Source organism: Microbacterium sp. 71-36, from assembly GCF_001898305.1.
GTDB lineage: Bacteria > Actinomycetota > Actinomycetes > Actinomycetales > Microbacteriaceae > Microbacterium.
The window spans coordinates 687,354-710,543 of the sequence record NZ_MKTP01000001.1; the positions used below are offsets into that span (position 1 = coordinate 687,354).

Here is a 23,190-nt window from a genome sequence, read left to right on the forward strand (position 1 = left end):
CACCCCGCGGGTGTCCACGACACGCCGCATCGAGTGCAGCGCTGACGGCGTGTTCTGGACACTCGGCAGCGGCCGCGCCGCCGACCTACTCCGGCGGCCGGTCGCCGCGGCGGGAGGCCAGGGCGGGACGCGCGAGATCGACGCTGTCGCGCTCCTCCTCCGTGAGCACGAACGACGCGGCCAGCTGCTCGGCGGCGAGTCCGGCGTAGAGCCCTCCGGCGGCGAGGAGTTCGGCGTGGGTGCCCGACTCGACAATGCGTCCGGCGTCCACGACGTGGATCCGGTCGGCGCCGATGACCGTCGACAGGCGGTGCGCGATCGACAGCGTGGTGCGCCCGTGTGCGGCGGTTTCCAGGGCCTCCTGGACGATGCGCTCCGACACGGTGTCCAGGGCGCTCGTCGCCTCATCGAGCAGCAGCACCGGCGGGTCTTTCAGCAGCACACGGGCGATCGCGATGCGCTGCTTCTCGCCGCCCGAGAGGCGATAGCCGCGCTCGCCCACGATCGTGTCGTACCCGTCCTCGAATCCGGCGATGACGTGGTGGATGTTCGCCGCGCGGCACGCCGCCTCGATGTCGGCATCCGTGGCCTCGGGCTTCGCGTACCGCAGGTTCTCGCGGACCGAGGCGTGGAAGAGGTACGTCTCCTGCGAGACGATGCCGATGTCGTCGATGATCGACGCGCGTTCGAGCGAGCGGACATCGGCCCCCGAGAACATCACCGCTCCCCCGCTCGCCTCGTACATGCGCGGCGTGAGGTAGAGGATGGTCGTCTTGCCCGCACCCGACGGGCCGACGAACGCGACGTGCTGACCCGGCTCCACGACGAACGAGACGCCGCCGAGGGTGGGGCGCGCCTGCTCCGGCGCATCGGGGTAACGGAACACGACGTCGCGGAACTCGATGCGACCGACGGGACCGGGCGCCGCCGACACTGGGATGGCGCCCGGCGCGTCGGCGATCGCGGGCTTCAGATCGAGGTACTCGAAGATGCGCGCGAACAGCGCCGACGAGGTCTGCACATCGAGGGCGACGCGCATGAGCCCCATCAGCGGCATCAGCAATCTCGCCTGCACGGTCGTGAAGGCGACGATCGTTCCCGCCGTGAGCGTGCCCGCGCCGGCGCCCACCAGGATCCCCGCGACGAGGTAGATGATCGCGGGGACGCTCGCCATGATCACCTGGACGACCGCGAAGAACCGCTGTCCGCTCATCGCCTGACGCACCTGGAGGCGGACCTGGTTGGCGTTCTCGGCGTCGTACCGGGCCGACTCGGTGCGCTGCCGGTTGAACGACTTCGACAGCAGGATGCCGGACACGCTCAGGGTCTCCTGCGTGATCGCCGACAGCTCGGAGAGCGACTCCTGCGTCTGGGCGGCGATCCGCGCCCGCACCTGTCCGACGCGGCGCTGCACGAGGACCAGGACGGGCATGATGACCACGGCGATCAGCGTCAGGCGCCAGTCGATGAGGATCATCGCCACGAGCGAGGCCACCACCGTCACCGAGTTGCCGAGGATGCTGGTGACGGTGTTGGTGAGCACACCGGACACGCCCCCGACATCGTTCTGCAGACGCGACTGGATGACACCGGTCTTGGTCCGCGTGAAGAAACCGAGCTCCATGGCCTGGAGATGGTCGAACAGTCGCACGCGCAGATCGCCCGTGACCCGGTTGCCGACCGTCGCGGTGAACCACGTCTGCGCGACCCCGAGGCCGCCCGAGAGGAGGAAGAGGCCGATCATCGCCGCGACGAGGACGGCGAGGAGCCCAAGGTCAACGGGTGAGCCGTCGACGGGGAACAGCGCGTCGTCGAAGATGCGCTGCACCAGCAGCGGAGGGATGACGGCCACGGCGGCGCCGAGCACGACGAGGATCACCGTCACGGCGATGCGGCGGCGGTAGGGGCGGAACAGGGAGGCCACCCGGCGTCCGAGATCGGGTACGCGGGGCGCCTCGGCGTTCCGCTGCCGCTGCGTCTCCGCGTACACACCGCGGAACATTCCTCCGCCCATGCCGCCCATGCTCATGCGCGTCAGCCTACGTCCGCCCACGGACACCCGGACGCATGAGCCGATGTCCCAGGTCCTCGATAGACTCCCCCCACACCGCTCGAGACCCGCCCCGCCGACCGACCGGGAATACGAGGCCGCGCTCGGCGGTTTCTCCGCACGTCCGTCGCCTTCCGTGACGCCACGACGCCCTCCCTGGATTGGATCTCGCCATGGCCGCCACCACCGGAACCCCCACCGCTGCCCCGACGACCGCGTCGGGAGTGACCTCCGAACAGAACCGCGTCATCTGGCTGCTGCTCGTGGCGGCGTTCGTGGCGATCCTCAACGAGACCACGATGAACGTGGCGATTCCGCACCTCATCCGCGACCTCAGCATCACGGCGGTCGCGGCCCAGTGGTTGACGACGGCGTTCATGCTGACGATGGCGGTGGTCATCCCCGTCACCGGCTTCCTGCTCCAGCGCTACACCACGCGCCAGATCTTCATCACGGCGATGACGCTCTTCTCGCTCGGCACGCTCGTGGCGTTCCTCTCCCCGGGGTTCGAACTGCTCGTCACCGCGCGGGTCATCCAGGCGTCGGGCACGGCGATGATGATGCCGCTGCTCATGACGACCCTCATGACGATCGTCCCGCCGCAGCACCGCGGGCGCATGATGGGCCGTGTCAGCATCGTGATGGCGCTCGCTCCGGCGATAGGCCCGACCATGTCGGGCGTCGTCCTCGACTCGCTGGGCTGGCACTGGATCTTCGGGATCGTCCTCCCCATCGCCCTGATCTCGCTCTTCGTCGGTGCCCGCTGGATCCGGAACCTCGGCGAGACCCGAGAGGCTCCGATCGACGTCCTCTCGGTCGTCCTTTCGGCGCTCGGTTTCGGCGGCGTGGTCTTCGGCCTCAGCCAGATCGGCGGCGGCCACGGCGGTTCGACGGATGCCGGCGGTGCCGGTGCCACCGCGACGGTGACGCTCGTCGCCTCGTTCGCCATCGGCGTCGTCGCCCTGGCGCTGTTCGGATGGCGGCAGGTGCGCCTGCAGCGCACGGATGCCGCACTGCTCGATCTGCGCGTGTTCCGCTCGCTCAACTTCACGCTCTCGGTCGTGCAGCTCGGGGTGATGTCACTCGCGTTCTTCGGGGCGATCACGCTCGTACCGCTCTACCTGCAGAACGTCCTCGGCCGCACCGCGCTCGAGACGGGCCTCGCGGTTCTGCCCGGGTCTCTCGCGATGGGCCTCGCGGGTCCGCTCATCGGCCGCATCTACGACCGCCGCGGCACGCAGATCCTGCTGATCCCCGGCGCGGTCATCACGAGCGTCGTGCTGTGGTTCTACGCGACCGTGGGCACCGACACGTCGTTCGTGCTGCTCGTCGTGGCGCAGACCGTGCTGTCGATCGGGCTCGCCCTGTCGTTCACGCCGCTGTTCACGGCATCCCTCGGCTCGCTCGAGCCTCGCTTCTACTCGTACGGTTCCGCGGTCGTCGGCACCGTTCAGCAGGTCGCGGGCGCAGCGGGCATCGCACTGCTCGTCACACTGATGTCGAGCGTCTCGACCGCAGCCGGCGGCGGGGTCGAGGGTGACGCTGCGGGCGCTCGGACGGCGTTCATGGTCGCGGCGATCGTCTCGCTGCCGCTCATCGTCGGCGCGTTTCTGATCCGCAAGCCCGCCGATCAGATCGACGGGGCTCCGATGCCGGCGCACTGATCGGCGCCGGGGACTCCACGTCCCGTCGGGGCCGCGGTCAGTTCAGCGAGCAGGAACCGCCGCCGCAGCAGCGGGAGGCAGCGGGGGCGTCGTCGTCGGCCGGGGGCGTCAGCAACGCGATCAGCGGCTTCGACGGCGTCTCGGTTTCAGGGGTGGTCTCACCGGACATCCCTCCATGCTACGCCCGCGCGCGCCCGAACGGGCCGCGGTCTCCCCCGCGTTCCGCTAGCCCGGGCACTCGGCATGCGCAACCCCCGCCCGCGACCTCAGGACCCTTCCTAGCGTGGTGGCATCCCCGCCCCCATCGAGAGGAGTCCCCATGACGGACCTCACCGGAAAGCGCATCGCCTTCCTGCTCACCGACGGTTTCGAAGACAGCGAGCTCACGAGTCCGTGGGACGCGGTCACGTCCGCCGGTGCCGAGGCGGTGCTCGTGTCCCCCGCCGAAGGCACGGTCACGGGCGAGAAGGGCCACGAGCAGAAGATCGACCTGCCCGTCGGATCCGCCACGGCCGACGACTTCGACGCGCTGGTCCTCCCCGGCGGCGTGCAGAACGCGGACGACATCCGCATCGTGAAGGACGCCGTGCATTTCACCCGTGCGTTCTTCGACCAGCACAAGCCGGTCGCCGTCATCTGCCACGGCGGATGGATCCTCACCGAGGCCGACGTTCTCCCGGGCCGCACGCTCACCAGCTACCCGACGCTGCAGACGGACCTGCGCAACGCCGGAGCCACGTGGGTCGACGAAGAGGTCCACGTCGACCAGGGCCTCGTCTCGAGCCGCAACCCCGACGACCTGCCCGCGTTCAACGCGAAGCTGATCGAAGAGGTCGCCGAGGGGAAGCACGCCGGCTAGACGGCCTGAACGTCGCACTCTCGTGGGGTCTCGGGCTGCGGCCCGGGGGCCCCGCTCCGTTCAGGCCGGTGATGCCTGACACGACGGGCACCACTGGCCACCGCCGTGTGTGCCGGGGATGTCCTCGATCACTCCGTCGCCGTCCGGGCAGGGCTCGCCGGTACGGCCGTGCACGCGCATCGCGGCGACCTTCGCCGCCTTCTGCTGCGCGATCGGCACGTTCCGCCGAGCGGTGACCGCCTCGTCGAGCACCTCGCGCAGCGCCGCGTGCAGACGGGTCACTTCGTCTTCGCTGAGGGACGCGGCGTGCGCCGAGGGCGAGAGCCGGGCGACGAAGAGGATCTCGTCCGAGTAGGCGTTGCCGATGCCCGCGAGGGACTCCTGCTCCTGCAGCAGCGCCTTCAGCTGTTTCCGGCGCGTCCCGAGTGCGTGGGCGAGGTCCTCCCGCGAGAACGCCGGGTCGGCGGCATCCGGTCCGAGCTTGGCCACGGCGGGCACGTCGAGCGGATCGGCGACGACATGCAGCTGCACGGACAGCCAGCCGCCCGCGTCGATGATGCCGAGCACACCGTCGTCGAAGGTCACGCTCGCGATCAGGGCCGCCCCTTCGGGCGGAGCGGATGCCACGTCGCCCTCGCTCCACGTCGCCCAGCCGGCGCGACCGAATCCGATCGCGAGGTGGGCTCCGTCCAGATCGACGTCGATGTGCTTCCCGTAGCGGGAGACACCGGTCACCGACCGACCGACAAGCTGCTCGAGGGGGCGGGCCCGCGTCTTCAGCGCGCGGAACTCCGCCAGCTCCGCGGCGACGACGACACGTCCGGTGAGGCGCTCACGCAGGAACAGCGTGAGCGCCTCGACCTCGGGAGCCTCGGGCACGGTCGTGCGCCCCTCAGGCTCCCGGCTCGGATGCGGTCGGTGCCGTCGCCGGGGCCGGCGGAGCCGGCTCCGGCTCGACCGGCCGCCGCGACGCGTCGGCGAAGGCGTCGGCCACGGCGCGCCCCTGGATGATCGCGGTCAGGTCGATTCCGGTCGCCGCGCGCACCGCCTCGAACGACGAGCGGAGGCCCGCCGCAGACTCCGCGGCGAGGTGGCCGCTGGCCCCTTCGCCGCCGAGCACCGTGACGTTGCCGACGCGGTCGTAGCCCTTCGCGAACTCGGCCATCATCGGGACGAGGGCCTCGAGCGCGCGCTGCGCGAGCAGGGCCTCCTGGTTGTGCGAGAGCGCTTCCGCCTCCGCGCGGATCGCCTCGGCCCGGGCCTCACCGGCCAGACGCACGGACTGCGCGTCGGCTTCGGCGCGGACGCGGACGGCGGCCGCCTCCTGCTCGGCGATCTGCGCCCGCGCTTCGGCGGCCTTGATCTGGGCGTACGCCTCGGCGTCGGCTTCCTTCTGTCGCTGGTACAGGTCGGCGTCGGCGACGCGGGCGACCTCGGATTCCAGGCGCGCCTGGGTGTTCTGCGCCTCCTGCTGCAGCACCGCCTGGCGGCGCTCGGCGCGCGTCAGCGCCTCGGCCTGCTCGGCTTCGGCGTTCGCCCGTCCGACCTCGGCCTTCGCCGCGGCGCTGTTCTTGTCGAGCGCGGTCTGCTCGATGAGGTTCGCCTCATCGGTGGCGATCTGCCGCGCACGGATCTCGCGCACCGCGTTGATGCGGGCGACCTCGGCCTCGCGCTTGACGCGCTCGACCTCGGTGGCGCCGAGGGCCGCGATGTAGCCGTTGCCGTCGGTGACGCCCTGGATCTGGAACGAGTCGAGGATCAGTCCCTGCGACGACAGGTCGGCCTTGATGCCCTCGGCGATCTGGTCCGAGAGACGCTGCCGGTCGCGCATGAGCTCCTCGACCGTCAGCGTCGCGACGACGCCGCGCAGGGCGCCCTCGAGCTGCTCGGTCGTGAACTGCTCGATCGCCTTGTCCTGCGACGCGAAGCGCTCGGCCGCGCGGCGCACCGATTCCGGGTCGGAACCGATCTTCACCAGGGCGACGCCGCTGACGTTCACCGTGACGCCGTTCGACGACTGCGCCGTCGGCTCCATCTTGATCTGGCGCGCGCGCAGCGAGATCATCTCGCCGCGCTGGGTCAGGGGGTTCACGATCGCGCCGCCACCGGTGATGACGGTGATGCGCGAGGAGTTGCCGTCGGCGGCCCTCTGGCGCTTACCGACGATGACCAGGGCTTCGTCCGCCTTGGCGACGCGGTACCACCCGCGAATGAGCCCGGCGATGATCAGGATGACGACGATGACGACGACGAGCGCGATGACGACGACGAGACCGATCGCCCCGAGGGCGGCGATTTCCATACTTCTCCTTCGATGGGCGCCGCCCGAGGCGACGCGGGGGGAATTCCCTCCAACCTATCGGGGGGCTCTCCGACGCTGTCCACCCCCTGTGCACACGACGGTCGTCCCCGCATGCCCCCGAGGGCGCGTACCGTTGAGAGTGAGGCGGCCCGAACCGCCGAAGAAGGGTCCCCCATGAAGATCGTCTCGTCCGCGGATTGGCGGGATGCCATCGCCTTCGACGTCCCCGTCGTCGTCGCCGATGTCGTCCCCGGTGAGCCCACCCGCTGCGTCGGGTGCGGAGCCGACGGTGAGCTGCTCGAGCGCACCGAGCTGTGGGCGGTCAAGCACCGCCATCCGAAGCACCACGGCGGGTTCGTCCGTTTCTACTGCGACGCGCACAAGCCGGCGCCCGCGCCCGCGCCGGCGGCTCCGATCGAGCTGAAGAAGACGCGCGCGTCGGCCCCACGGGCCGAGCGACGCCCCTCCTCGCCGAAGGCCACCCCGGTCACCGACCGCCCCACGCGAGCGATGTGCCCCGACTGCTTCGTCGAGGTCTCGGCCGGCGGCGACTGCGGCATGTGCGGCGCGCAGGTCGTCTGATCCGCGCAGAACGACGCCGCCCCGGTCGCGAGACCGGGGCGGCGTCGTTTCCTCTCAGCGCGCGGAGATCGTCCAGCCGACCTCGTGGCTGTCGCCCGGGGCGACGGCGATGAGGCCGGTGGCGAAGGCGTAGGCATCGTCGTTGAACGCGTCGGGCGCGCACGTCATGGGCTCGACGGCGAGTCCGGCACGGTGGCCGGGGGTTCCGGGCCCGGCCGGCAGATCGGCGGTGTGGATCTGGACCCACGGGCAGCCCGCGTCCCACGTCATCGCCACGCCGGTCCCGGACGGGTCGCTGAGCGTGACCGTCGCCCGGCCGTCGGCATCCCGGATCAGGTCGGTGTAGGCGTGGTCGATCTCGACGGCACCGAGAACGCGGGTCTCGCGGAAGTCGAAGCGCTCGGCGTCGACGGTGACGGACGCCACGGCCACGGGGGCGAGGCGGTCCGGCGTGACCTCGAGCACGGTGCCGGCCGGGAGGTGGAGGGCCCACGAGTCCAGGGCACCGGAACCCGCGACGAGGTAGGGGTGCGGGCCGGTCCCCCACGGAGCCGGGGTGTCCGAGAGATTGGTCGCACGGACCGTCTGCGTCAGACCGTCGGCGTTCAGCCGGTAGGTCGTCGACACCTCGACCCACCAGGGGTAGCCGACCTGTGCGGGAACGGTCGCGCTCAGCGTGACCGACGCCTCGTCGACCTGCACGACCGACCAGTCCGCCCAGCCGAGCAGACCGTGCAGAGCGTGCCCGCGGTTCGGTTCGGTGAGGGCGAGACGGTGCTCCTCGCCACCGAAACGGTAGACACCGTCGACGACGCGGTTGGGCCAGGGCGCGAGAGTCGCACCGCGGAAGGCGGGACGTACTTCGTCGGTCGCGAACGGCACGACGAGGTCGCGCCCCTCATGGGTCAGGGAACGGAGGGAAGCGCCCACGCTCGCGATCGCGGCTTCGTAGCCGTGGGCGCGGAGGACGACGGGGGTTCCGGACACGGCGGTGGTCACGGACACGGCGACATCGGTCATCCGGCCATTATCCCGATCTCGGAGCACGGAAACGACGAACGCCCCGACCGGAAGGGTCGGGGCGTTCGCAGGACGGTTTATTTGAAGGCGTCCTTGACGTTCTCTCCGGCCTTCTTGACGTGGGCTTCGGTCTGCTCGGCCTTGCCCTCCGCCTCGAGGCGCTCGTTGTCGGTGGTCTTGCCCCAGGCTTCCTTCGCCTTGCCGGCGACGTCTTCTGCGGCGTTCTTGATCTTGTCGTCGAGTCCCATGTCGACTCCTTCCGCTCGGTGGGCCGGTAGTACCGGAATGACGCCACGCTAGGCGCGTCCCCTGGGTCGATCCGGGGGGTTGATATTCCGCACGTTGTGGGGAAGCGAGCCCGACGGGTTAGGTTCGACGCGGGGGGGGTACAGATGGGGCAGCCACCGGAACGCGTCGACGAACTGAGTCGATTCGCCGATCTCCTGGACGACGCGCCGGCGGCATCCGGATCCGGGCGGGCAGGTCGGATCGCGCTCCTCGTCGTGCTCATCACGATGCTCGTCGCCGCTCTCGGCACCGGGGGTTACGTGTGGTGGGCATCCGCGGCGCCCCTGCCCGCCCCCACGTTGGCGACCCAGCCACCCCCGGTCACCGCAGGCGCGGCCGCGGCCGTCCGCCTGCCCTCGACGGGGGCGATGCGCGTGAGCGTGGTCGGCGGCGAGCAGTACCTCGGCGCGGACGACGATGGCGCCTGGGCCGCCGCCGGAGGCGACGACCCACGACCCATCGCCAGCGTCGCGAAGCTCATCACCGCTCTCGTCGTCTTGGACCGGCATCCCCTCGACGGACCGAACGACCCGGGGCCGACCGTGGCGTTCACGGAGGCGGACACCGACCTCTACGACGAGTTCTACGTGAGGGGAGCGACGATCGCGAAGATGCCCGATCGGACGACGCTGTCCCTCCACGACGCGCTCGCCACGATGCTGCTCCCCTCGGCGAGCAACTATGCCGTCGCCCTCGCGCGCTGGGGCTACGGCTCCGAGGGCGCCTACGTCGACGCGGCGAACGCGTGGCTGGAGGCGAACGGCCTCACCTCGACCCGGATCGTGGATGCCACGGGCCTCGACGATCGCAACACGTCGACGCCGCGCGATCTCGTCGCGCTCGGCAAGATCGCCGAGTCCCACGCCGCGCTGGCCGCGATCGTGGCGCTCCCCTCGATCTCGTTGCCGGACGGACCGGGCTTCGTGACGAACACGAACGACCTCCTAGGCACCGCCGGAGTGCGCGGCCTCAAGACCGGCAACCTCGGTGAGGGCACGTTCAACCTGCTGTTCAGCTCGCTGCTCGACGTGGGGGTGGAGGCACCGCTGCAGATCACCGGGGTGCGGCTCGGCGGCGAGACGCACGACTCGACGGATCAGGACGTCGCGGCGTTCTTGAAGAGCGTGCAGGACGGGTTCCACGACGTCCCGGTCGCGTCCCCCGGTGAGGACCTCGGCACCATCACGACCGCGTGGGGCGCGGAGGCGCGTGTCGTCCTCACCGGCACTGTGGCGATCCGGACCTGGTCCGACACACCGGTCACCCCCTCCGTCGCGATCGTGACCCCGCAGACCTGGGCCGACGGCGAGACGGTCGGAACCGTCACCTGGACCGCGGGCCCGCACACCGCGTCCTCGGACCTGAAGATCGTGGGGAATCTGGAACCTCCCACGCTGTGGTGGCGGCTCACCCATCCGGGACAGCTCGGGGGCTGATCAGCGCGCGAGGGCTCTGTAGCGGCGTGACCGGTCTCCCCCGCTCAGGCGCGAACCGCGTACGGCTGGTAGATGGTGAACGAGCGCTGCGCTCTGTTCTTCCGCACCGAAAGCCAGGCCAAGGGTCGACGCGTGGTCGCCTCCGACACCGTTCCGTCGTCGAGCGTGACCCGCACGGAGGATCGTCCGAGCGCATATCTTTCTTCCACGCTCCCCTCCACCACGGCGCGCATGACGCGCATGATCGTGCTGACGTCGGTCTCGTCGTACGACATCTCCCATCGACAGCCGCCCGCGCCGACCAGCAGGATCACGAACTGCTCCGCCACGATGGTTATGGGACAGGCCGCGGGGTTCACCGGCTGAATGTCGACGATGATGCTCGGGACGTCCGTCGACCTGTGCTCACGGACCGTCGCCATCCCGTTCGTGAGGGACTTGACGCGTCGGACGAGTCCGGCGACCGCAGACACGACATGATCGGGCACCGCGGGGGAACTCACGCTCGCCCTCCCGATACGTCGAGCGCCGTCGCGACCCCTCCGCGCATCGCGAGCGCGGCGGCCAGGGTCACCCCGAGCAGCACCGTCAGGTACACGATGAAGCCGATGCTTCCGCCGCTGGCGTGGTACACCAGCGGCGCGGTGCCACCGAAGAGCGAGTTCGCGACCGCGTAGCCGAAGCCGACTCCGAGGGCGCGGACATGCGCGGGGAAGACCTCCGCCTTGGCGATGCCGTTGACGGAGAGATAGCAGGTGAGTATCGCGAACGCGAGGACGAGGATGCCGAAGACCGTCGGGGCCGTCGTCTCCCGCGCAGCAGTCGACACGAGCACGCCCGCGCCGAGGACCCCCGCCGCACCGAAGGCGACGAGGAGGGGCTTCCGGCCGATGCGGTCGCTCAGCGCTCCGCCGGCCGGTTGGAGGAGCATGAGCACGACGAAGGTCGCGAAGACCACCCCCGTGACCGCGAGCTCAGCGGGCGCGCCACCCACGGCGAAAGCGGTCTCGCGGAAGAGCGAGGGAACCGTGACCGTCGCGGTGTAGAACGCCGCGCTCCCTCCGGCCGTGAGGAGCATCACCCACACGAGCGGACGCCAGGACGAGCGGAGCAGCTCCGCCATCGTCGAGGGCGGGGTCGAGGTCGCTGCGACCGCGGTGGATGCCGAGCGGCGGCGACCGCGCGCCCACCACAGCGATGCGAGACCCGCCGCGCCGCCGGCCGCGAACGCGACCCGCCAGCCCCACTGCGACACCGACGTGCGATCGCCGACGAGCAGGAGCACCAGGAGAAGACCCTGAGCCAGCACCAGACCGCCGACGATCGTCGCGCCTTGGAAGGAGGCGAAGAATCCCCGATGTCCGCGCGTCCCCGACTCCGAGAGCAGCACGGTGGCTGCGGCGTACTCGCCTCCGGCGGCGATCCCCTGCACGATGCTCACGACCACGAGGATCACGGCCGCCCAGGCGCCGACGACCCGCTCGGTCGGGGCGATCGCGAGCGCGAGCGATCCGGCGGACATCAGGGCGACCGCGGCCACGAGGGCTGCCATCCTGCCTCGCGTGTCGGCGAACCGGCCGAAGAGCCACGAACCGACGGGCCGCACGACGAACGTCACCGCGAAGAGCGCGTACACGTAGATCAGCGAGTCCCGCGACTCGGCGTCGAAGAACTCGGTGCGGAAGTACGGGGCGAAGATCGCGTAGACGTACAGGTTGAACCACTGCACGAGGTTGGGCACGGATCCGGCGAGGATCGCTCGCGCCCGGCTGCGGCGGTCGGGACGCGGTCCGGGCACGACCGCGGGAGTGGAGGACACGCGCTGACTTTAGCGAGTGAGAGCCACTCGCCCTCGCCCGGCGCCGATTCGCGTGTCCCGAGCCGATCTGATCCGTCAGATGACGGCGCCGCGGAGCCCGTCGATCGGGCGCTCGTCCCACGTCTCGAACGGATCATCGCCGACCTCCGCCATGAGCGCCGGCCGCGCGTCCGCCGCGGCCTGCTCCGACGCCCATACTGCGATTCCGACCAGACGACCGCTCCCGTCGTCGACGACACCGGTCCATTCGAGGCCGGGCTGTTCGCGCGCGACCCGGCTGTATCGCTGCATCGAGTCGATGACGGCAGCCCGGTACTCGGGCTTCGGCGAGTGGACGGAGACGACGGCGAAGGTCATGCCCGATGGTGGCACCGGCTGAGTGGGCTGCGCCAGGGGCATCGCAGGGTACGGCCTCAGCGATCGCTGGTACTACATCCTGCAGCACCTGGCGGGAGATCGATATGGCAGTCACCGCAAGCGCGACGCGACGGCCTCATCGAACGTGAGCCAACTGTCGCTCGCCTGTACTGCTGAGCGGTCGGAGGACTCCTGTGCTGGCAGACACAGGGCCGCGAGACGCTCCGCCGCATCAATCTGCTCATCGCCGAGATCGGAGCTTGACCCGGTTCTCCGGACACCAATCTTGAGGCGATGATTCGTCTCGGAAGGACTCCGTGAGATGCCTGCTGCCCACCCGCCGGAGATCCGGCGTCGCTCTCTCGATCTCGTCGCGCGGGGCGACCCTGTCGGTCAGACCGCCCGTGATCTCGCGATCAGCGACTCGAGTCTTCGCAACTGGATGAACCGCGACGCGATCGATTCCGGCTGCAAGGCTGACGTGACGTCCGATGAACACAACAAGCTTGTCGAGGCGCGCCGGCGAATCCGTGTGCTGGAGATTGAGAACGAGATCCTCAAGCGCTCGTCGGCGTACTTCGCCCGGGACGACTTGCTCTCAAAATAGGGTTCCGGCTGGTCCAAGGGCTCGCCGCCGACGGGATCCCCGTCGCGGTGGCCTGGCGGTTCATGTACATCTCACGGTCGGGGTACTACGACTGGGTCAGCCGGCCGCCGTCGGCGCGACCGGTCGCGGACGCAGAACTGATAAAGATAATCCGTCGTACTCACGCCGAATCAATGGAGACATATCCCCGCGGGTGCTCGCAGACCTGCGACTCGGGCTCGGCGTCCACGGCGGCAAGAAGCATGTCGGCCGGCTCATGCGCCTGGGCGGGTTGAGCGGGGTGTCACACCGGCGCAAACGCCGAGGTTGGAAGCCTGACACCATGACACATGGGGATCTGGTGAAGCGGCAGTTCACCGCTACCGCGCAAAACCGGCTGTGGTTCTGCGACATCACGCGACACCGCGCGAAAGACGGCTGGGTGTGCTGCGCTGCCGTCATTGACGCCTGGAATCTAGGCAAGAAGATCCAGCGCATCAGCCGCCAGGAGCGCGGCGCGCTGCACACGGAACTCTGCCCAGTCATCGTCGAACATGGAGTCTGGGAGGATCTGACTCCGTACAATCGCCGCCGAATCAGCGGGCATTTTCGCGCGGTAGGCCGACGGAGCAGAGTCCGAGATTTCCCTGTTTTCAGCCCGCGTGAGGAATGCGTAATTGACTAGGTCGCTGATCCGGTCGGCTACGGGCTCGATGCCTCCCGCGAGGTACGCGCGAGGGTAGCAGTGGTGAAACTCACTACGGTTCGGCTCAGACAGCACAGTGTCTAGATCGATCAAAGAACCGCTGGCGAAAGAACGCGGGTTGTGTTGCGCAAGCTGGAGCACGAATGCGCGCGTGGCGACAGTCGATAGATTGAACTTGCGAGAGAGATAGTAGTCGTCCTCGATGTAGACCCCTGTTGACCCCAGCGTGGACACCTCACCCTTGCGGAGCTTCGCGGCTTCCTCGACGTCTGAGCGAACGTTTCTCAGGGGGTTGCCACTGTAACGGTGCCCGAAGGATGTGCGCCAGAACCACCGCAGCAGTACCTGTCGATCGGCGTCGCTGACGGATTTGTGTTGATCGTGCGCGAAGTAGGCGGCCAGCGGTATGAGTAGCGCCGAGTACGGCAGGAACTTGATATTGATGACCCGCAGGTTGATACGCAAGAAGTCGATAGCCAACTTCAAGGCAGAGCGAATTCGCTCGAACTCGGAGCGCATATCAGCGCCGTTGATATCGATCAGCGATGTCGGCGACGGGTCATTCTTGAGAATCGCAGCGCAGCATCGCATCATCAGCTCGCTGTCACTTCCGACGCCGTGAAAGCCAAAGGCTTCGAGCTCATCCCCGAGTTCGGCGAACTTTTTCTGCAGGTCGAATTCCTCGCTCCACGTCCACGCCGTGAGCAGCTGGAAGATGTTCAGCTCGATGCCCATGCGGTTGACGCGCTCGAACACGATCGCGACTCGCGTGCGGTCGTCAGTCTCGAACGTCTGGACGGGAATCAGCGTCCCCTTGAACTTGTCTTGCACACCTGCAATCTCACGCTTGCGGTCGTCGACGAGCGCAGAGTAACTATCCGCGAACACCACCGGGTCGAAGAATGATCGCAGGGGGAAATGGCGTGTGGGGTCAACATCCGACGCCGCGAGGGCAATGAATTGCGACTCCTGCGCGTCTGCAACAGCCTCGAAGTCGTAGTAGATCGGCAGCCAGACTTCGGGGTCTTCGTCGGGTGCGGACACGGACGTTTGGAAGGTTCTGAAAATCGATGTAATCCGCTGCTGCCCGTCCAGCACATAGTCCAGTGGATATCCCTTGGTGGGCTCGGGTAGCACGAAGCCGCCCAACGCCTTCTCTGTGAGGAGTCGCTCGCTGCTGCGCCACATAAGAACGGTCCCGTAGGGATAGCCCTTGAAGATCGTGTCCATCAGCAGGGCGACGCGCTGCGGGTCCCACACATAACCGCGCTGGAAGCCTGGGATCCGTACCTGTCCGCTGAGCACACGCTCAATCAGGGTGTTGATCTGCATCGATTCGCTCACATCCCCTCCTGGGGAGATCCTATTGGGGCGAAGAAAGCCCTCTAGTCAACGCCACCCCGCCGATGCGTGCCTCCGCCTGCGCGGCTACTAGCGATCAGGGAGCGTACAGAGCAGGTGAACCGGGCGATGTGCCCTGTCTGCCGGCGCCCCGTCAGTCCAGCTACGCACCAGCCCACATGACGTCACAACCGCGCCGTCAGCATCCCGGAAGGCACGATCGCGCGCATGACGGCATTCTGCACGTCGAGCCGTGGAGCGCACGCACTATTCGAAACGCCCCCGCCGCCGTCCTATAACGGAGATCGATGGCTAGAGCCACGTCCGGCGCCGAAGTCCTCACCTCAATGGCCACTCGACGTGGGGGGCCTCCGCCGAACGACAGACAGCCAAAGCGCGACCGCACCGACCAGCATGCAGAGACCGTTCTCCGCCAACATGACCAGGACCGTGGGGCTCACCTCGCCGTTGCCGCGCGCAAGAACGAGGGTCATCGACAGCGCACTCAGGACGAGGAGAGTCACCCCTCCGGCCAGAGACAACGGCGCCTGCCCCCGACGGAAGAGCAGTCGGATGCTGACGGCGAGGAGAGTGAGCAGGATGACCCCGGCACACGCGGCAACGAGGAAGGCGGCATCATCCTCGGTGATCGGCACACTGCGACCACGGCTGGAGCCGGTGCTGCCGACGAACATCCCGATGGTCGCGGACGGGAGAATCCAGGACGCGAGGTCGAAGATCGGATCTCCGCGTCGAACGGGAGGCTTGTTCACCGCACGCCAACGCCGCCGCGAGGATCCCTCCGGGATCGGACCCCCGGACAGCGCTGGCTCCGAGCTTCCGCGGGCTTCCTGCTGCCCTGCCCCCTCCATAAGAGACAAGCTACCGCGGGCTCGCTCCGCCGCGACGGAGGAGCGAGCCCGCTCAGTTGGTGAAGCGGAACTCCACACGCACGCGACGCCGACCAACACGAGCTATCCGAATCTGCTGCCCCGCCCGGCTCCAGCCCTCGTCGTGAGGGGCACCCGGCGTGGCTCACTCGCGTCACTGGTACCATATCCTGTACCACCTGGCGGGAGATCGACATGGCAATCACCACGAGCGAGGCGCGACGTGACCTTTTCGGCCTCATCGAGCGTGTCAATCTGGATCACTCCGAGATCGAGATCACGTCGAAGCGTGGTTCCGCCGTCCTCATGTCGAAAGACGAGTACGACTCCCTCGTGGAAACGAGCTATCTCCTGCGCTCCCCCGAGAATGCCCGCCGACTGTTGAATGCCCTGGACAGTGCTCGATCCGGCGACGTCCAAGAACGTGGCCTGATCGAGCCGTGAGCCATCTCTCGCTCGCCTGGACTGCTGAGGGGTGGGAGGACTACCTGTACTGGCAGACGCAGGACCGCAAGACGCTCCGACGCATAAATCTGCTCATCGCTGACATCCTGCGTGACGATCCGTTCGAGGGGATCGGCAAGCCAGAGCCGCTGAAACACGCGCTGGCGGGCGCCTGGTCACGCCGCATCGACGAGGCCAATCGCCTGGTCTACGTCACCGATGAGACGCACGCGATCGTGCTTCAAGCGCGGTACCACTACTGACTCGGATACGACTCCGCGCCGAGGTTCGCTCAGTTGTTGAAGCGGAACTCCACCACGTCGCCGTCCTGCATGACGTAGTCCTCGCCCTCGAGCCGCGCCTTGCCCTTCGCGCGGGCCTCGGCGACCGAGCCGAGCGCGACGAGGTCGGCGAACGAAATGACCTCGGCCTTGATGAAGCCCTTCTCGAAGAGCGCGTAGACGTACAGGTTGAACCACTGTGCGAAGTTGGGCACGGATCCGGCGAGGATCGCTCGAGCACGACCGCAGCGGTCGAGTTGCCGCTCGAGTGCGACCGCGGGCGTAAAGTGCACGCGCCGACTTTAGTGAACGGCGTGCGGGGCGCGGCGGGTGCGTGCGCAGACACGCAGCTACTCGGCGACCTCAGGTCGCGTCGTCGTGGTCGTCGGGGGATCGCGCTCCGCTCGAGACACATCGATTCGCTCCTCACCCCGCGTCGAGCCGCGGGGACGTCGAAGAGCGAGCGGCACCGTGAAGACAGCGATGACCGCGCAGAGCGCCAGCGCGACGAACATCGTCCAGAGAGCTGAGGAGAGTACGCCCTCAGCGCGTGCGATGACGACGGTCGTCGAAACCACGGTCAGACCGACGCCGAAGATCACACCGCCCCACGAGAGGGGCGCATCAGCCCGAGTGAAAGGGAGACGAATCGCGATACTCAACAAAGCCACCGAGAAGAGGGCCGCGCTCACTGCGATCACGACCGCGGACTCTTCGGGCGTGATCCTGGACGCGCCCTTGCCGCCGAAGGCGCCGGAAGCCATTCCTGCACATGCGGCCGCCAGAAGGTACGCGGCGATGACGAAGACGGGATCGCCACGACGGAACGCCGTGAAGAATCCATGCCGCCAATGCCGGACGACCGGTCGGTGTTCCTCGCGCCAGCGGCGTCGGGTCGGCGGCGCGCTGTCGTCGGTCACAGAACCATTCTGGCGAATCCGCCGGACCGGACCGGGACCCGCTCAGTTGTTGAAGCGGAACTCCACCACGTCGCCGTCCTGCATGACGTAGTCCTTGCCCTCGAGGCGCGCCTTGCCCTTCGCACGGGCCTCGGCCACCGAGCCGAGCGCGACGAGGTCGGCGAACGAGATGACCTCGGCCTTGATGAAACCCTTCTCGAAGTCGGTGTGGATCACACCGGCCGCCTGCGGGGCCTTCGCGCCCTGCGGGATCGTCCACGCGCGCGCTTCCTTGGGACCCGCCGTCAGGTAGGTCTGCAGACCGAGCGTGGCGAAGCCGACGCGGGCGAGCTGGTCGAGGCCCGACTCGTCCTGACCCGTGGATGCCAGCAGCTCGGCGGCATCCTCGGGGTCGAGGTCGATCAGCTCGGACTCGATCTTGGCATCCAGGAAGACCGCCTTCGCGGGGGCGACGAGCGCGGCGAGCTCGTCCTTGCGCCCCTGGTCGGTGAGGACGGACTCGTCGACGTTGAAGACGAAGATGAAGGGCTTCGCGGTGAGCAGACCCAGCTCGCGGATCGGCGAGAGGTCGAGACCGGATGCCGAGAGCAGCTGCCCGCGCTGGAGCGCGTCCTGCGCGGCCTTCGCGGCCTCGAGAACAGAGGGGTCGAGCTTCTTGCCCTTGATCTCCTTCTCGTAGCGCGGAATCGCCTTCTCGAGCGTCTGGAGGTCGGCGAGCTGCAGCTCGGCGTTGATCGTCTCCATGTCGCTCGCGGGGTTGACCTGCCCGTCGACGTGAACCACGTCGTCGTCGGCGAATCCGCGGACGACCTGGGCGATGGCATCCGCTTCCCGGATGTTCGCGAGGAACTGGTTACCGAGACCCTCGCCCTCGCTCGCGCCGCGGACGATGCCGGCGATGTCGACGAACGACACGACCGCGGGCACGAGGCGCTCGGAGCCGAAGACGTCGGCGAGCTGCTGCAGGCGCGCATCGGGAAGGTTCACGACCCCGACGTTCGGCTCGATCGTCGCGAACGGGTAGTTCGCCGCGAGCACGTCGTTCTTGGTCAGGGCGTTGAAGAGGGTCGACTTTCCGACGTTGGGAAGGCCGACGATTCCGATGGTAAGAGCCACGGGAGTCCAGGTTACCCGGCTCGCAGCACCCGCACGGCGTCAGGGGCGCCGGGCACGGAACGCGTGAGTGATGTAGGGAAGGTCGACCGCTCCCCCGTCGGCGAGTCCGGGGACGGATGCCACGACCCCGTCGACCGCGGCATCGATGCGCGCACGCTCGTCGGGGCTCGCCGTGATGACGTCGCTGCGCGAGAACACGAGGTCGCGCAGCTGCGGGAGCGCGATCGGTCGGCTCCACTCCCACGACCGGTGCTCGAGATCGACCAGCGGTTCGGCGACCCGTGGGCCGCCATCCGCGATGAGCCGTTCGCCGTGCGAGGCACCCATGGCGCCGGTGAGACGCCGCACCCACTCGACGCGGTCGTCGCGGATGTTCCAGATCAGGCCGAGAACGCCGCCCGCGCGCAGCACGCGGCCGACTTCGCGCGAGCCCGCGTCCGGCTCGACCCAGTGCCAGGCCTGCCCCATCACCACGGCGTCGAGGCCGGAGTCCGGCAGCGGCAGATCCTCGGCGGTGCCGGCGAACGTCGGGATGCCGCGGACGTTGTCCCGCAGCGACGCGAGCATCGTGGCATCCGGGTCGATCGCGACGACGTCGGCGCCGAGCTCGACCACGGCACGCGTGAGCTTTCCGGTCCCGGCTCCCACGTCCGCGACACGCAGGGCCCGACCCTGCTCGCGGACCGGCGCGAGCAGCCACTCCACCGCGGCGGAGGGATAGCCCGGACGGCCCGATTCGTAGGCAGCGGCGGCCCGCCCGAACGACGTCGACTTCCGGCTCTCCGTCATGCTCCGAGCCTAGGCCGGGTGTTCGGGGCGAACCATCCCCCGGAGTCCGCGCCCGCCGCGCCGAATCCGGATGCCACGACACGGCGTGTCGCGCACGATCTCCGACGCACGGCCCGCGGAGAAACCCGGCGCGCCTCCCTCGCACCGCCGCGCTCGCGACGGAGGGTGGAGACGTGGCACTGGATTTCACCGCGATCGACTTCGAGACGGCGAACTCCAGCGGTGCGTCCGCATGCGCGGTGGGTCTGGCCCGCGTCCGCGGCGGTCGCGTGGTCGCCACCGCCGCGTGGCTCATCAAGCCGCCCGCGGGGCACGACGATTTCGCTCCGATCAACGTCGGCATCCACGGCATCCGGTCCGCGGATGTCGTGAACGCACCGGACTGGTCCACGCAGCTGGAACGTCTCACCGCGTTCGCCGGGGCCGACGTGCTGGTCGCGCACAACGCCGGCTTCGACATGTCGGTGCTGCGCAGAGCCTGCGCGGTGACGGGCGACGAGTGCCCTCCGTACCGCTACGTCTGCAGCGTGCAGATGTCACGGAAGACGTACACCCTCGACTCCTACCGACTCCCCCTCGTCGCCGCCGAGGCCGGTTGCTCACCCTTCGCGCACCACGACGCCCTCGCCGACGCCGTCGCGTGCGCCGAGATCACGATCGACTGCGCGCGCCGCGCCGGCGTCGACGACGTGCACGCGCTCGCCGCCCACCTGGGTGTCCGCGTGTCGCAGATCGCGGCCGAGCCGCGGCTCGAACGCGCCGTCGCCTGAGTTCCGTCGCGCTTCCGGGCGATGTCGGACCTCTCCGGCACACTGAGCACATGGATGCCATCGCCCTGATCCTCGCGATCCTCGCCCTCGCCGTGGGGGCCGCCGCCGGCTGGTTCGTCGGCACCGCCCGGGCCACGTCCCGCGCCGCGGCCGAGCGCGTCGACCTGACCGCTCGCGTGGCCGCCGCCGACGCCGCGCGCGCCGGACTCGAGGCTCAGCTCGAGCACCAGAGCGCGCTGTACCGCGACCTCGTCGGGCAGACGCGCGCAGACCAGGCCGCCCGCGAAGAGCGAGAGCGGCGCGAGCAGACCGTGCTGCGCGCGCTCGACCCCGTACGCGAGACCCTCGACACCATGCAGCGCAAGGTCGACGGCCTCGAGCGCGATCGCGTCGAGCAGTACTCGGCGCTCGGCGAACAGCTGCGACTCTCCCGCGAAGCCGACGAAGCGCTCCGGGCCACGACCGAGGCGCTGGCGTCCGCGATGCGCTCCGGCAGCACGCGCGGCGTGTGGGGCGAGACTCAGCTGCGCCGGGTCGTCGAAGCCGCGGGTCTCACGCGGCACGTCGACTTCGACGTGCAGTCCTCGATCACCTCCGACGCCGGAGCGGGGCGGCCCGACATGGTCGTCCGGCTTCCCGGGGGAAAAGCCCTGGCGGTGGATGCCAAGGTCCCCCTCGACGCGTTCCTGCAGGCCAGCGCCATCGCGGTGACCGCCGCGGGCGACGAAGGAGTCCGGCGGTCCGCCCTCCTGTCCAAGCACGCCAAGGCCGTGCGCGCCCACGTCGACGCGCTCGCGCGGAAGACGTATTGGGCCGGGCTCACCACCAGCCCCGAGTTCGTCATCTGCTTCCTGCCGAGCGAGTCGCTGCTCTCGGCGGCTCTCGACGACGACCCCACGCTGCTCGAGTACGCCTTCGCCCGCCGCGTCGCGCTCGCCTCGCCGGTGAACCTGTGGGCCGTGCTGAAGACCGTGGCTTTCACGTGGACCCAGCAGGACGTGTCCGACGAGGCCCGCACGCTCTTCGCCCTCGGCACCGAGTTGTACGACCGGATCGGGGTGCTCGCCGGACACGCGGGCGACCTGCGACGTGCGCTGGAGCGGACGGTCGACAGCTACAACAGGTTCGCGGGTTCTCTCGAGTCGCGGGTGCTCGTCTCGGCGCGGAAGTTCCCCGGGATCGATGAGACGAAGCTCGATGCCGTGGTCGCGCCCACCGCGCTCGAGTCCTCACCGCGACGTTGGACCGCGCCCGAACTCCTCGAGATCTCCGACGACGGGGCGTCTCCGCGGGAGGAGGACACCTCCGCCGGCGGAGTCACGTACGCGGATCTCGGCGACGTCCGTGCGCGCGCCGGAGTCGCTCAGGATGACGGTGGGGCGTCGCTCAAGAGCCGCCGGGAACCCAGCTGAGCAGGCTCACCACAGCTGCGGAAACGGCCACGAAGGCACCGACCATCCACCACGCGCTGATCTCGTGGCCCTCGGCGCGACGCTTGCGGAGCAGGACGTCGGGGCGACGAGCGGGGTCGACGGCGCTGGCGATCACCGCCTGCGCACCTGTCTGAGGCGCGGTCGGGTTCGTCGTAGCTGCCATGAAGCGATCCCCCTTCGGGTCTCGGAAGAACACAGCGTCGCCGTTGACACTGCTGTCGATTCTGCCAGAGGCCTCCGGGAGAAGGAGTCACGCTTGCGCAACGACACGCCCGGCTGTAGCTGCACGCTCGACAGCTCCCGTGTGCGTTGTCGCTTGCCGGCGCCGCGAAACAGCATCGGCCTGACATCCCCATTGCATCCTGCAGTGGACTTGTCGGTCGGATGCAGTCTCGCGGTCGCGCGGCGGCCGGCGCCGCCCGCCCGCGAGACCCGCGGCGCGAACGCCCGCTCCGCGTCAGCGCGTCAGAGCCACTTCGACGTCAGGTGCTCCGACGAGATCCGGCGGAGCGTGCCCGAGGCGCCGCGCAAGACCACGCTCTCGGTGTAGATGAAGTCGCCGTCGCGACGCACACCCTGCACCAGCTGCCCATCGGTCACACCGGTCGCGACGAAGATCGTGTTCTTGCCCCGCACGAGGTCGTCGGCCTCGTAGACCTCGCCGTCGACCTTCAGCCCGGCGTCGAGACCCTTCTGCTTCTCGGCGTCGTCGCGCGGGGCGAGGACACCCTGGATGTGCCCGCCGAGGGCCTTGATCGCGCACGCGGTGACGATTCCCTCGGGACTTCCGCCGATCCCCACGCACATGTCCGTCCGGGCGTTGTGGCGCGCGGCGTTGATGCCGCCGGCGACGTCGCCGTCGCTCATGAGACGCGTGCCGGCACCCGCCTCGCGGATGTCCGCGATCAGCTGCTCGTGGCGCGGGCGGTTCAGCACCGACACGACGATCTCGTCCACCGGCTTCCCCAGCGCCTTCGCCAGCAGGCGGATGTTCTCGCCGATGGGGAGGCGGATGTCGACCACTCCGACGCCGGCGGGACCGGTGACGAGCTTGTCCATGTAGAAGACGCTGGACGCGTCGAGCATCGAACCGTGGTCGGAGACCGCGATGACCGACAGAGCGTTCTGACGCCCCGCGGCCGTCAGCGACGTGCCGTCGATCGGGTCGACGGCTACGTCGCACCGGGGGCCTTTGCCGTTGCCGACCCGCTCGCCGTTGTAGAGCATCGGCGCGTTGTCCTTCTCGCCCTCGCCGATGACGATCGTGCCGTCGAAATTGACGGTGCTGAAGAACGCCCGCATCGCGTCGACGGCCGCGCCGTCGGCGGCCTCCTTGGCTCCACGACCGATGAACGGAACGGCGCGGATGGACGCCGCCTCCGTCGCCCTCACCAGCTCGAGAGCCAGGTTCCGATCGGGATGCAGGGGACTCATGTCGGACGTCAGGCTCACCATGTGGCCCACTGTAGCCAGCGACGTCGTGACAATCGGCGGATTTCTCCGTTGCGCGGACGAAGGAATCGCGATTCTTAACAGA

General features: G+C 69.0%; 25 protein-coding genes and 1 pseudogene. 9 read left to right on the forward strand and 17 right to left on the reverse strand.

All coding sequences use genetic code 11. The features are described 5' to 3' along the window. Positions 1–85 precede the first annotated feature (85 nt). Complete coding sequence (locus BGO45_RS03420) at positions 86–2,023, reverse strand: ABC transporter ATP-binding protein (protein WP_292692839.1); 1,938 nt, start codon at positions 2,021–2,023, stop codon at positions 86–88. Positions 2,024–2,223: 200 nt separating this feature from the next. Between BGO45_RS03420 and BGO45_RS03425 the strand changes: the two genes are divergently transcribed. Continuing rightward, complete coding sequence (locus tag BGO45_RS03425; RefSeq protein WP_292690950.1) at positions 2,224–3,714, forward strand: MDR family MFS transporter; 1,491 nt, start codon at positions 2,224–2,226, stop codon at positions 3,712–3,714. A 37-nt stretch (positions 3,715–3,751) separates the two neighbouring features. On the opposite strand, the gene BGO45_RS03430 is transcribed toward BGO45_RS03425, so the two are convergent. Then, positions 3,752–3,883, reverse strand: coding sequence for a hypothetical protein (locus tag BGO45_RS03430; RefSeq protein ID WP_272918309.1), 132 nt, complete (start codon positions 3,881–3,883; stop codon positions 3,752–3,754). A 150-nt stretch (positions 3,884–4,033) separates the two neighbouring features. On the opposite strand from BGO45_RS03430, the gene BGO45_RS03435 reads away from it, so the two are divergent. Beyond that, positions 4,034–4,573 carry a type 1 glutamine amidotransferase domain-containing protein gene (locus BGO45_RS03435; RefSeq protein WP_292690951.1) on the forward strand — a complete coding sequence of 180 codons (540 nt, stop codon included), beginning with the start codon at positions 4,034–4,036 and terminating at the stop codon, positions 4,571–4,573. Positions 4,574–4,633: 60 nt separating this feature from the next. Here BGO45_RS03435 and BGO45_RS03440 read toward each other — a convergent pair whose 3' ends face one another. Both BGO45_RS03440 and BGO45_RS03445 read right to left on the reverse strand, forming a co-directional pair. Further along, a complete protein-coding gene (locus tag BGO45_RS03440) occupies positions 4,634–5,452 on the reverse strand; it encodes a DNA-formamidopyrimidine glycosylase family protein (protein WP_292690952.1) in 819 nt (272 codons plus the stop codon). A 13-nt stretch (positions 5,453–5,465) separates the two neighbouring features. Continuing rightward, the gene (locus BGO45_RS03445; protein WP_292690953.1) at positions 5,466–6,875 is read right to left on the reverse strand and encodes a flotillin family protein; all 1,410 of its coding nucleotides are present in this window, start codon (positions 6,873–6,875) and stop codon (positions 5,466–5,468) included. 174 nt (positions 6,876–7,049) lie between these two features. Between BGO45_RS03445 and BGO45_RS03450 the strand changes: the two genes are divergently transcribed. Continuing rightward, on the forward strand, positions 7,050–7,457 hold the full coding sequence (locus BGO45_RS03450) for a glucose-6-phosphate dehydrogenase (protein ID WP_292690954.1): 408 nt from the start codon (positions 7,050–7,052) through the stop codon (positions 7,455–7,457). A 54-nt stretch (positions 7,458–7,511) separates the two neighbouring features. On the opposite strand, the gene BGO45_RS03455 is transcribed toward BGO45_RS03450, so the two are convergent. Both BGO45_RS03455 and BGO45_RS03460 read right to left on the reverse strand, forming a co-directional pair. After that, on the reverse strand, positions 7,512–8,477 hold the full coding sequence (locus tag BGO45_RS03455; RefSeq protein ID WP_292690955.1) for an aldose 1-epimerase family protein: 966 nt from the start codon (positions 8,475–8,477) through the stop codon (positions 7,512–7,514). Positions 8,478–8,554: 77 nt separating this feature from the next. Continuing rightward, positions 8,555–8,725, reverse strand: coding sequence for a CsbD family protein (locus BGO45_RS03460; RefSeq protein ID WP_076490091.1), 171 nt, complete (start codon positions 8,723–8,725; stop codon positions 8,555–8,557). Between the two features lie 144 nt (positions 8,726–8,869). Between BGO45_RS03460 and BGO45_RS03465 the strand changes: the two genes are divergently transcribed. Beyond that, positions 8,870–10,201, forward strand: coding sequence for a serine hydrolase (locus BGO45_RS03465; protein ID WP_292690956.1), 1,332 nt, complete (start codon positions 8,870–8,872; stop codon positions 10,199–10,201). 44 nt (positions 10,202–10,245) lie between these two features. Here the strand turns inward: BGO45_RS03465 and BGO45_RS03470 are convergent, their stop codons facing one another. The 3 genes from BGO45_RS03470 to BGO45_RS03480 form a co-directional block, all read right to left on the reverse strand. Then, on the reverse strand, positions 10,246–10,704 hold the full coding sequence (locus tag BGO45_RS03470) for a hypothetical protein (RefSeq protein WP_292690957.1): 459 nt from the start codon (positions 10,702–10,704) through the stop codon (positions 10,246–10,248). Beyond that, the gene (locus BGO45_RS03475; RefSeq protein ID WP_292690958.1) at positions 10,701–12,020 is read right to left on the reverse strand and encodes an MFS transporter; all 1,320 of its coding nucleotides are present in this window, start codon (positions 12,018–12,020) and stop codon (positions 10,701–10,703) included. The genes BGO45_RS03470 and BGO45_RS03475 overlap by 4 nt, the downstream gene beginning before the upstream one ends. A gap of 75 nt (positions 12,021–12,095) precedes the next feature. Beyond that, entirely contained in the window at positions 12,096–12,377 is a 282-nt protein-coding gene (locus BGO45_RS03480) for an antibiotic biosynthesis monooxygenase (RefSeq protein ID WP_292690959.1), read from the reverse strand. Between the two features lie 322 nt (positions 12,378–12,699). Here BGO45_RS03480 and BGO45_RS03485 point away from each other — a divergent pair, with 322 nt between their 5' ends. After that, on the forward strand, positions 12,700–12,984 hold the full coding sequence (locus BGO45_RS03485) for a hypothetical protein (protein WP_292690960.1): 285 nt from the start codon (positions 12,700–12,702) through the stop codon (positions 12,982–12,984). Positions 12,985–13,438: 454 nt separating this feature from the next. Here BGO45_RS03485 and BGO45_RS03490 read toward each other — a convergent pair whose 3' ends face one another. Then, positions 13,439–15,013, reverse strand: coding sequence for a DUF262 domain-containing protein (locus tag BGO45_RS03490; protein WP_292690961.1), 1,575 nt, complete (start codon positions 15,011–15,013; stop codon positions 13,439–13,441). A 341-nt stretch (positions 15,014–15,354) separates the two neighbouring features. After that, positions 15,355–15,705 (reverse strand): hypothetical protein, encoded by a 351-nt coding sequence (locus tag BGO45_RS03495; RefSeq protein WP_292690962.1) that lies wholly within the window; start codon positions 15,703–15,705, stop codon positions 15,355–15,357. A 390-nt stretch (positions 15,706–16,095) separates the two neighbouring features. Here BGO45_RS03495 and BGO45_RS03500 point away from each other — a divergent pair, with 390 nt between their 5' ends. Both BGO45_RS03500 and BGO45_RS03505 read left to right on the forward strand, forming a co-directional pair. Next, positions 16,096–16,344, forward strand: coding sequence for a type II toxin-antitoxin system Phd/YefM family antitoxin (locus BGO45_RS03500; RefSeq protein ID WP_292690964.1), 249 nt, complete (start codon positions 16,096–16,098; stop codon positions 16,342–16,344). Beyond that, entirely contained in the window at positions 16,341–16,607 is a 267-nt protein-coding gene (locus BGO45_RS03505; RefSeq protein WP_292690966.1) for a Txe/YoeB family addiction module toxin, read from the forward strand. The genes BGO45_RS03500 and BGO45_RS03505 overlap by 4 nt, the downstream gene beginning before the upstream one ends. A gap of 29 nt (positions 16,608–16,636) precedes the next feature. Here the strand turns inward: BGO45_RS03505 and BGO45_RS03510 are convergent. From BGO45_RS03510 to BGO45_RS03525, 4 genes and pseudogenes are all read right to left on the reverse strand, one after another. After that, positions 16,637–16,795 (reverse strand): annotated as a pseudogene (locus tag BGO45_RS03510) (DUF933 domain-containing protein); the annotation flags it as partial. Between the two features lie 180 nt (positions 16,796–16,975). Continuing rightward, positions 16,976–17,545, reverse strand: coding sequence for a hypothetical protein (locus BGO45_RS03515; RefSeq protein ID WP_292690967.1), 570 nt, complete (start codon positions 17,543–17,545; stop codon positions 16,976–16,978). Between the two features lie 42 nt (positions 17,546–17,587). Then, entirely contained in the window at positions 17,588–18,661 is a 1,074-nt protein-coding gene (gene ychF / locus BGO45_RS03520) for a redox-regulated ATPase YchF (protein WP_292690968.1), read from the reverse strand. 39 nt (positions 18,662–18,700) lie between these two features. Then, positions 18,701–19,450, reverse strand: coding sequence for a class I SAM-dependent methyltransferase (locus BGO45_RS03525; RefSeq protein WP_292690969.1), 750 nt, complete (start codon positions 19,448–19,450; stop codon positions 18,701–18,703). Between the two features lie 173 nt (positions 19,451–19,623). Between BGO45_RS03525 and BGO45_RS03530 the strand changes: the two genes are divergently transcribed. Then, positions 19,624–20,220: a 3'-5' exonuclease gene (locus BGO45_RS03530; protein WP_292690971.1), complete on the forward strand. Its 597-nt coding sequence runs from the start codon at positions 19,624–19,626 to the stop codon at positions 20,218–20,220. Between the two features lie 50 nt (positions 20,221–20,270). Then, positions 20,271–21,632, forward strand: a complete 1,362-nt coding sequence (locus BGO45_RS03535) for a DNA recombination protein RmuC (protein WP_292690974.1) — start codon at positions 20,271–20,273, stop codon at positions 21,630–21,632. Here BGO45_RS03535 and BGO45_RS03540 read toward each other — a convergent pair. Together BGO45_RS03540 and glpX are read right to left on the reverse strand one after the other, a co-directional pair. Then, positions 21,607–21,816 (reverse strand): UDP-N-acetylmuramyl pentapeptide phosphotransferase, encoded by a 210-nt coding sequence (locus BGO45_RS03540; RefSeq protein ID WP_292690976.1) that lies wholly within the window; start codon positions 21,814–21,816, stop codon positions 21,607–21,609. The two genes, BGO45_RS03535 and BGO45_RS03540, sit on opposite strands and share 26 nt — an antisense overlap. Before the next feature lie 302 nt (positions 21,817–22,118). Beyond that, positions 22,119–23,108: a class II fructose-bisphosphatase gene (gene glpX, locus BGO45_RS03545; protein ID WP_292690978.1), complete on the reverse strand. Its 990-nt coding sequence runs from the start codon at positions 23,106–23,108 to the stop codon at positions 22,119–22,121. Positions 23,109–23,190: the final 82 nt, after the last annotated feature.

Coding starts and splice junctions, on each gene's coding strand:
- BGO45_RS03535 (WP_292690974.1), top strand. CDS start 20,271: ATGGATGCCATCGCCCTGATCCTCGCGATCCTCGCCCTCGCCGTGGGG.
- BGO45_RS03435 (WP_292690951.1), top strand. CDS start 4,034: ATGACGGACCTCACCGGAAAGCGCATCGCCTTCCTGCTCACCGACGGT.
- BGO45_RS03540 (WP_292690976.1), bottom strand. CDS start 21,816: ATGGCAGCTACGACGAACCCGACCGCGCCTCAGACAGGTGCGCAGGCG.
- glpX (WP_292690978.1), bottom strand. CDS start 23,108: ATGGTGAGCCTGACGTCCGACATGAGTCCCCTGCATCCCGATCGGAAC.
- BGO45_RS03425 (WP_292690950.1), top strand. CDS start 2,224: ATGGCCGCCACCACCGGAACCCCCACCGCTGCCCCGACGACCGCGTCG.
- BGO45_RS03430 (WP_272918309.1), bottom strand. CDS start 3,883: ATGTCCGGTGAGACCACCCCTGAAACCGAGACGCCGTCGAAGCCGCTG.
- BGO45_RS03480 (WP_292690959.1), bottom strand. CDS start 12,377: ATGACCTTCGCCGTCGTCTCCGTCCACTCGCCGAAGCCCGAGTACCGG.
- BGO45_RS03420 (WP_292692839.1), bottom strand. CDS start 2,023: ATGGGCGGCATGGGCGGAGGAATGTTCCGCGGTGTGTACGCGGAGACG.
- BGO45_RS03455 (WP_292690955.1), bottom strand. CDS start 8,477: ATGACCGATGTCGCCGTGTCCGTGACCACCGCCGTGTCCGGAACCCCC.
- BGO45_RS03500 (WP_292690964.1), top strand. CDS start 16,096: ATGGCAATCACCACGAGCGAGGCGCGACGTGACCTTTTCGGCCTCATC.
- BGO45_RS03460 (WP_076490091.1), bottom strand. CDS start 8,725: ATGGGACTCGACGACAAGATCAAGAACGCCGCAGAAGACGTCGCCGGC.
- BGO45_RS03445 (WP_292690953.1), bottom strand. CDS start 6,875: ATGGAAATCGCCGCCCTCGGGGCGATCGGTCTCGTCGTCGTCATCGCG.
- BGO45_RS03450 (WP_292690954.1), top strand. CDS start 7,050: ATGAAGATCGTCTCGTCCGCGGATTGGCGGGATGCCATCGCCTTCGAC.
- BGO45_RS03495 (WP_292690962.1), bottom strand. CDS start 15,705: ATGTTCGTCGGCAGCACCGGCTCCAGCCGTGGTCGCAGTGTGCCGATC.
- BGO45_RS03465 (WP_292690956.1), top strand. CDS start 8,870: ATGGGGCAGCCACCGGAACGCGTCGACGAACTGAGTCGATTCGCCGAT.
- BGO45_RS03525 (WP_292690969.1), bottom strand. CDS start 19,450: ATGACGGAGAGCCGGAAGTCGACGTCGTTCGGGCGGGCCGCCGCTGCC.
- BGO45_RS03485 (WP_292690960.1), top strand. CDS start 12,700: ATGCCTGCTGCCCACCCGCCGGAGATCCGGCGTCGCTCTCTCGATCTC.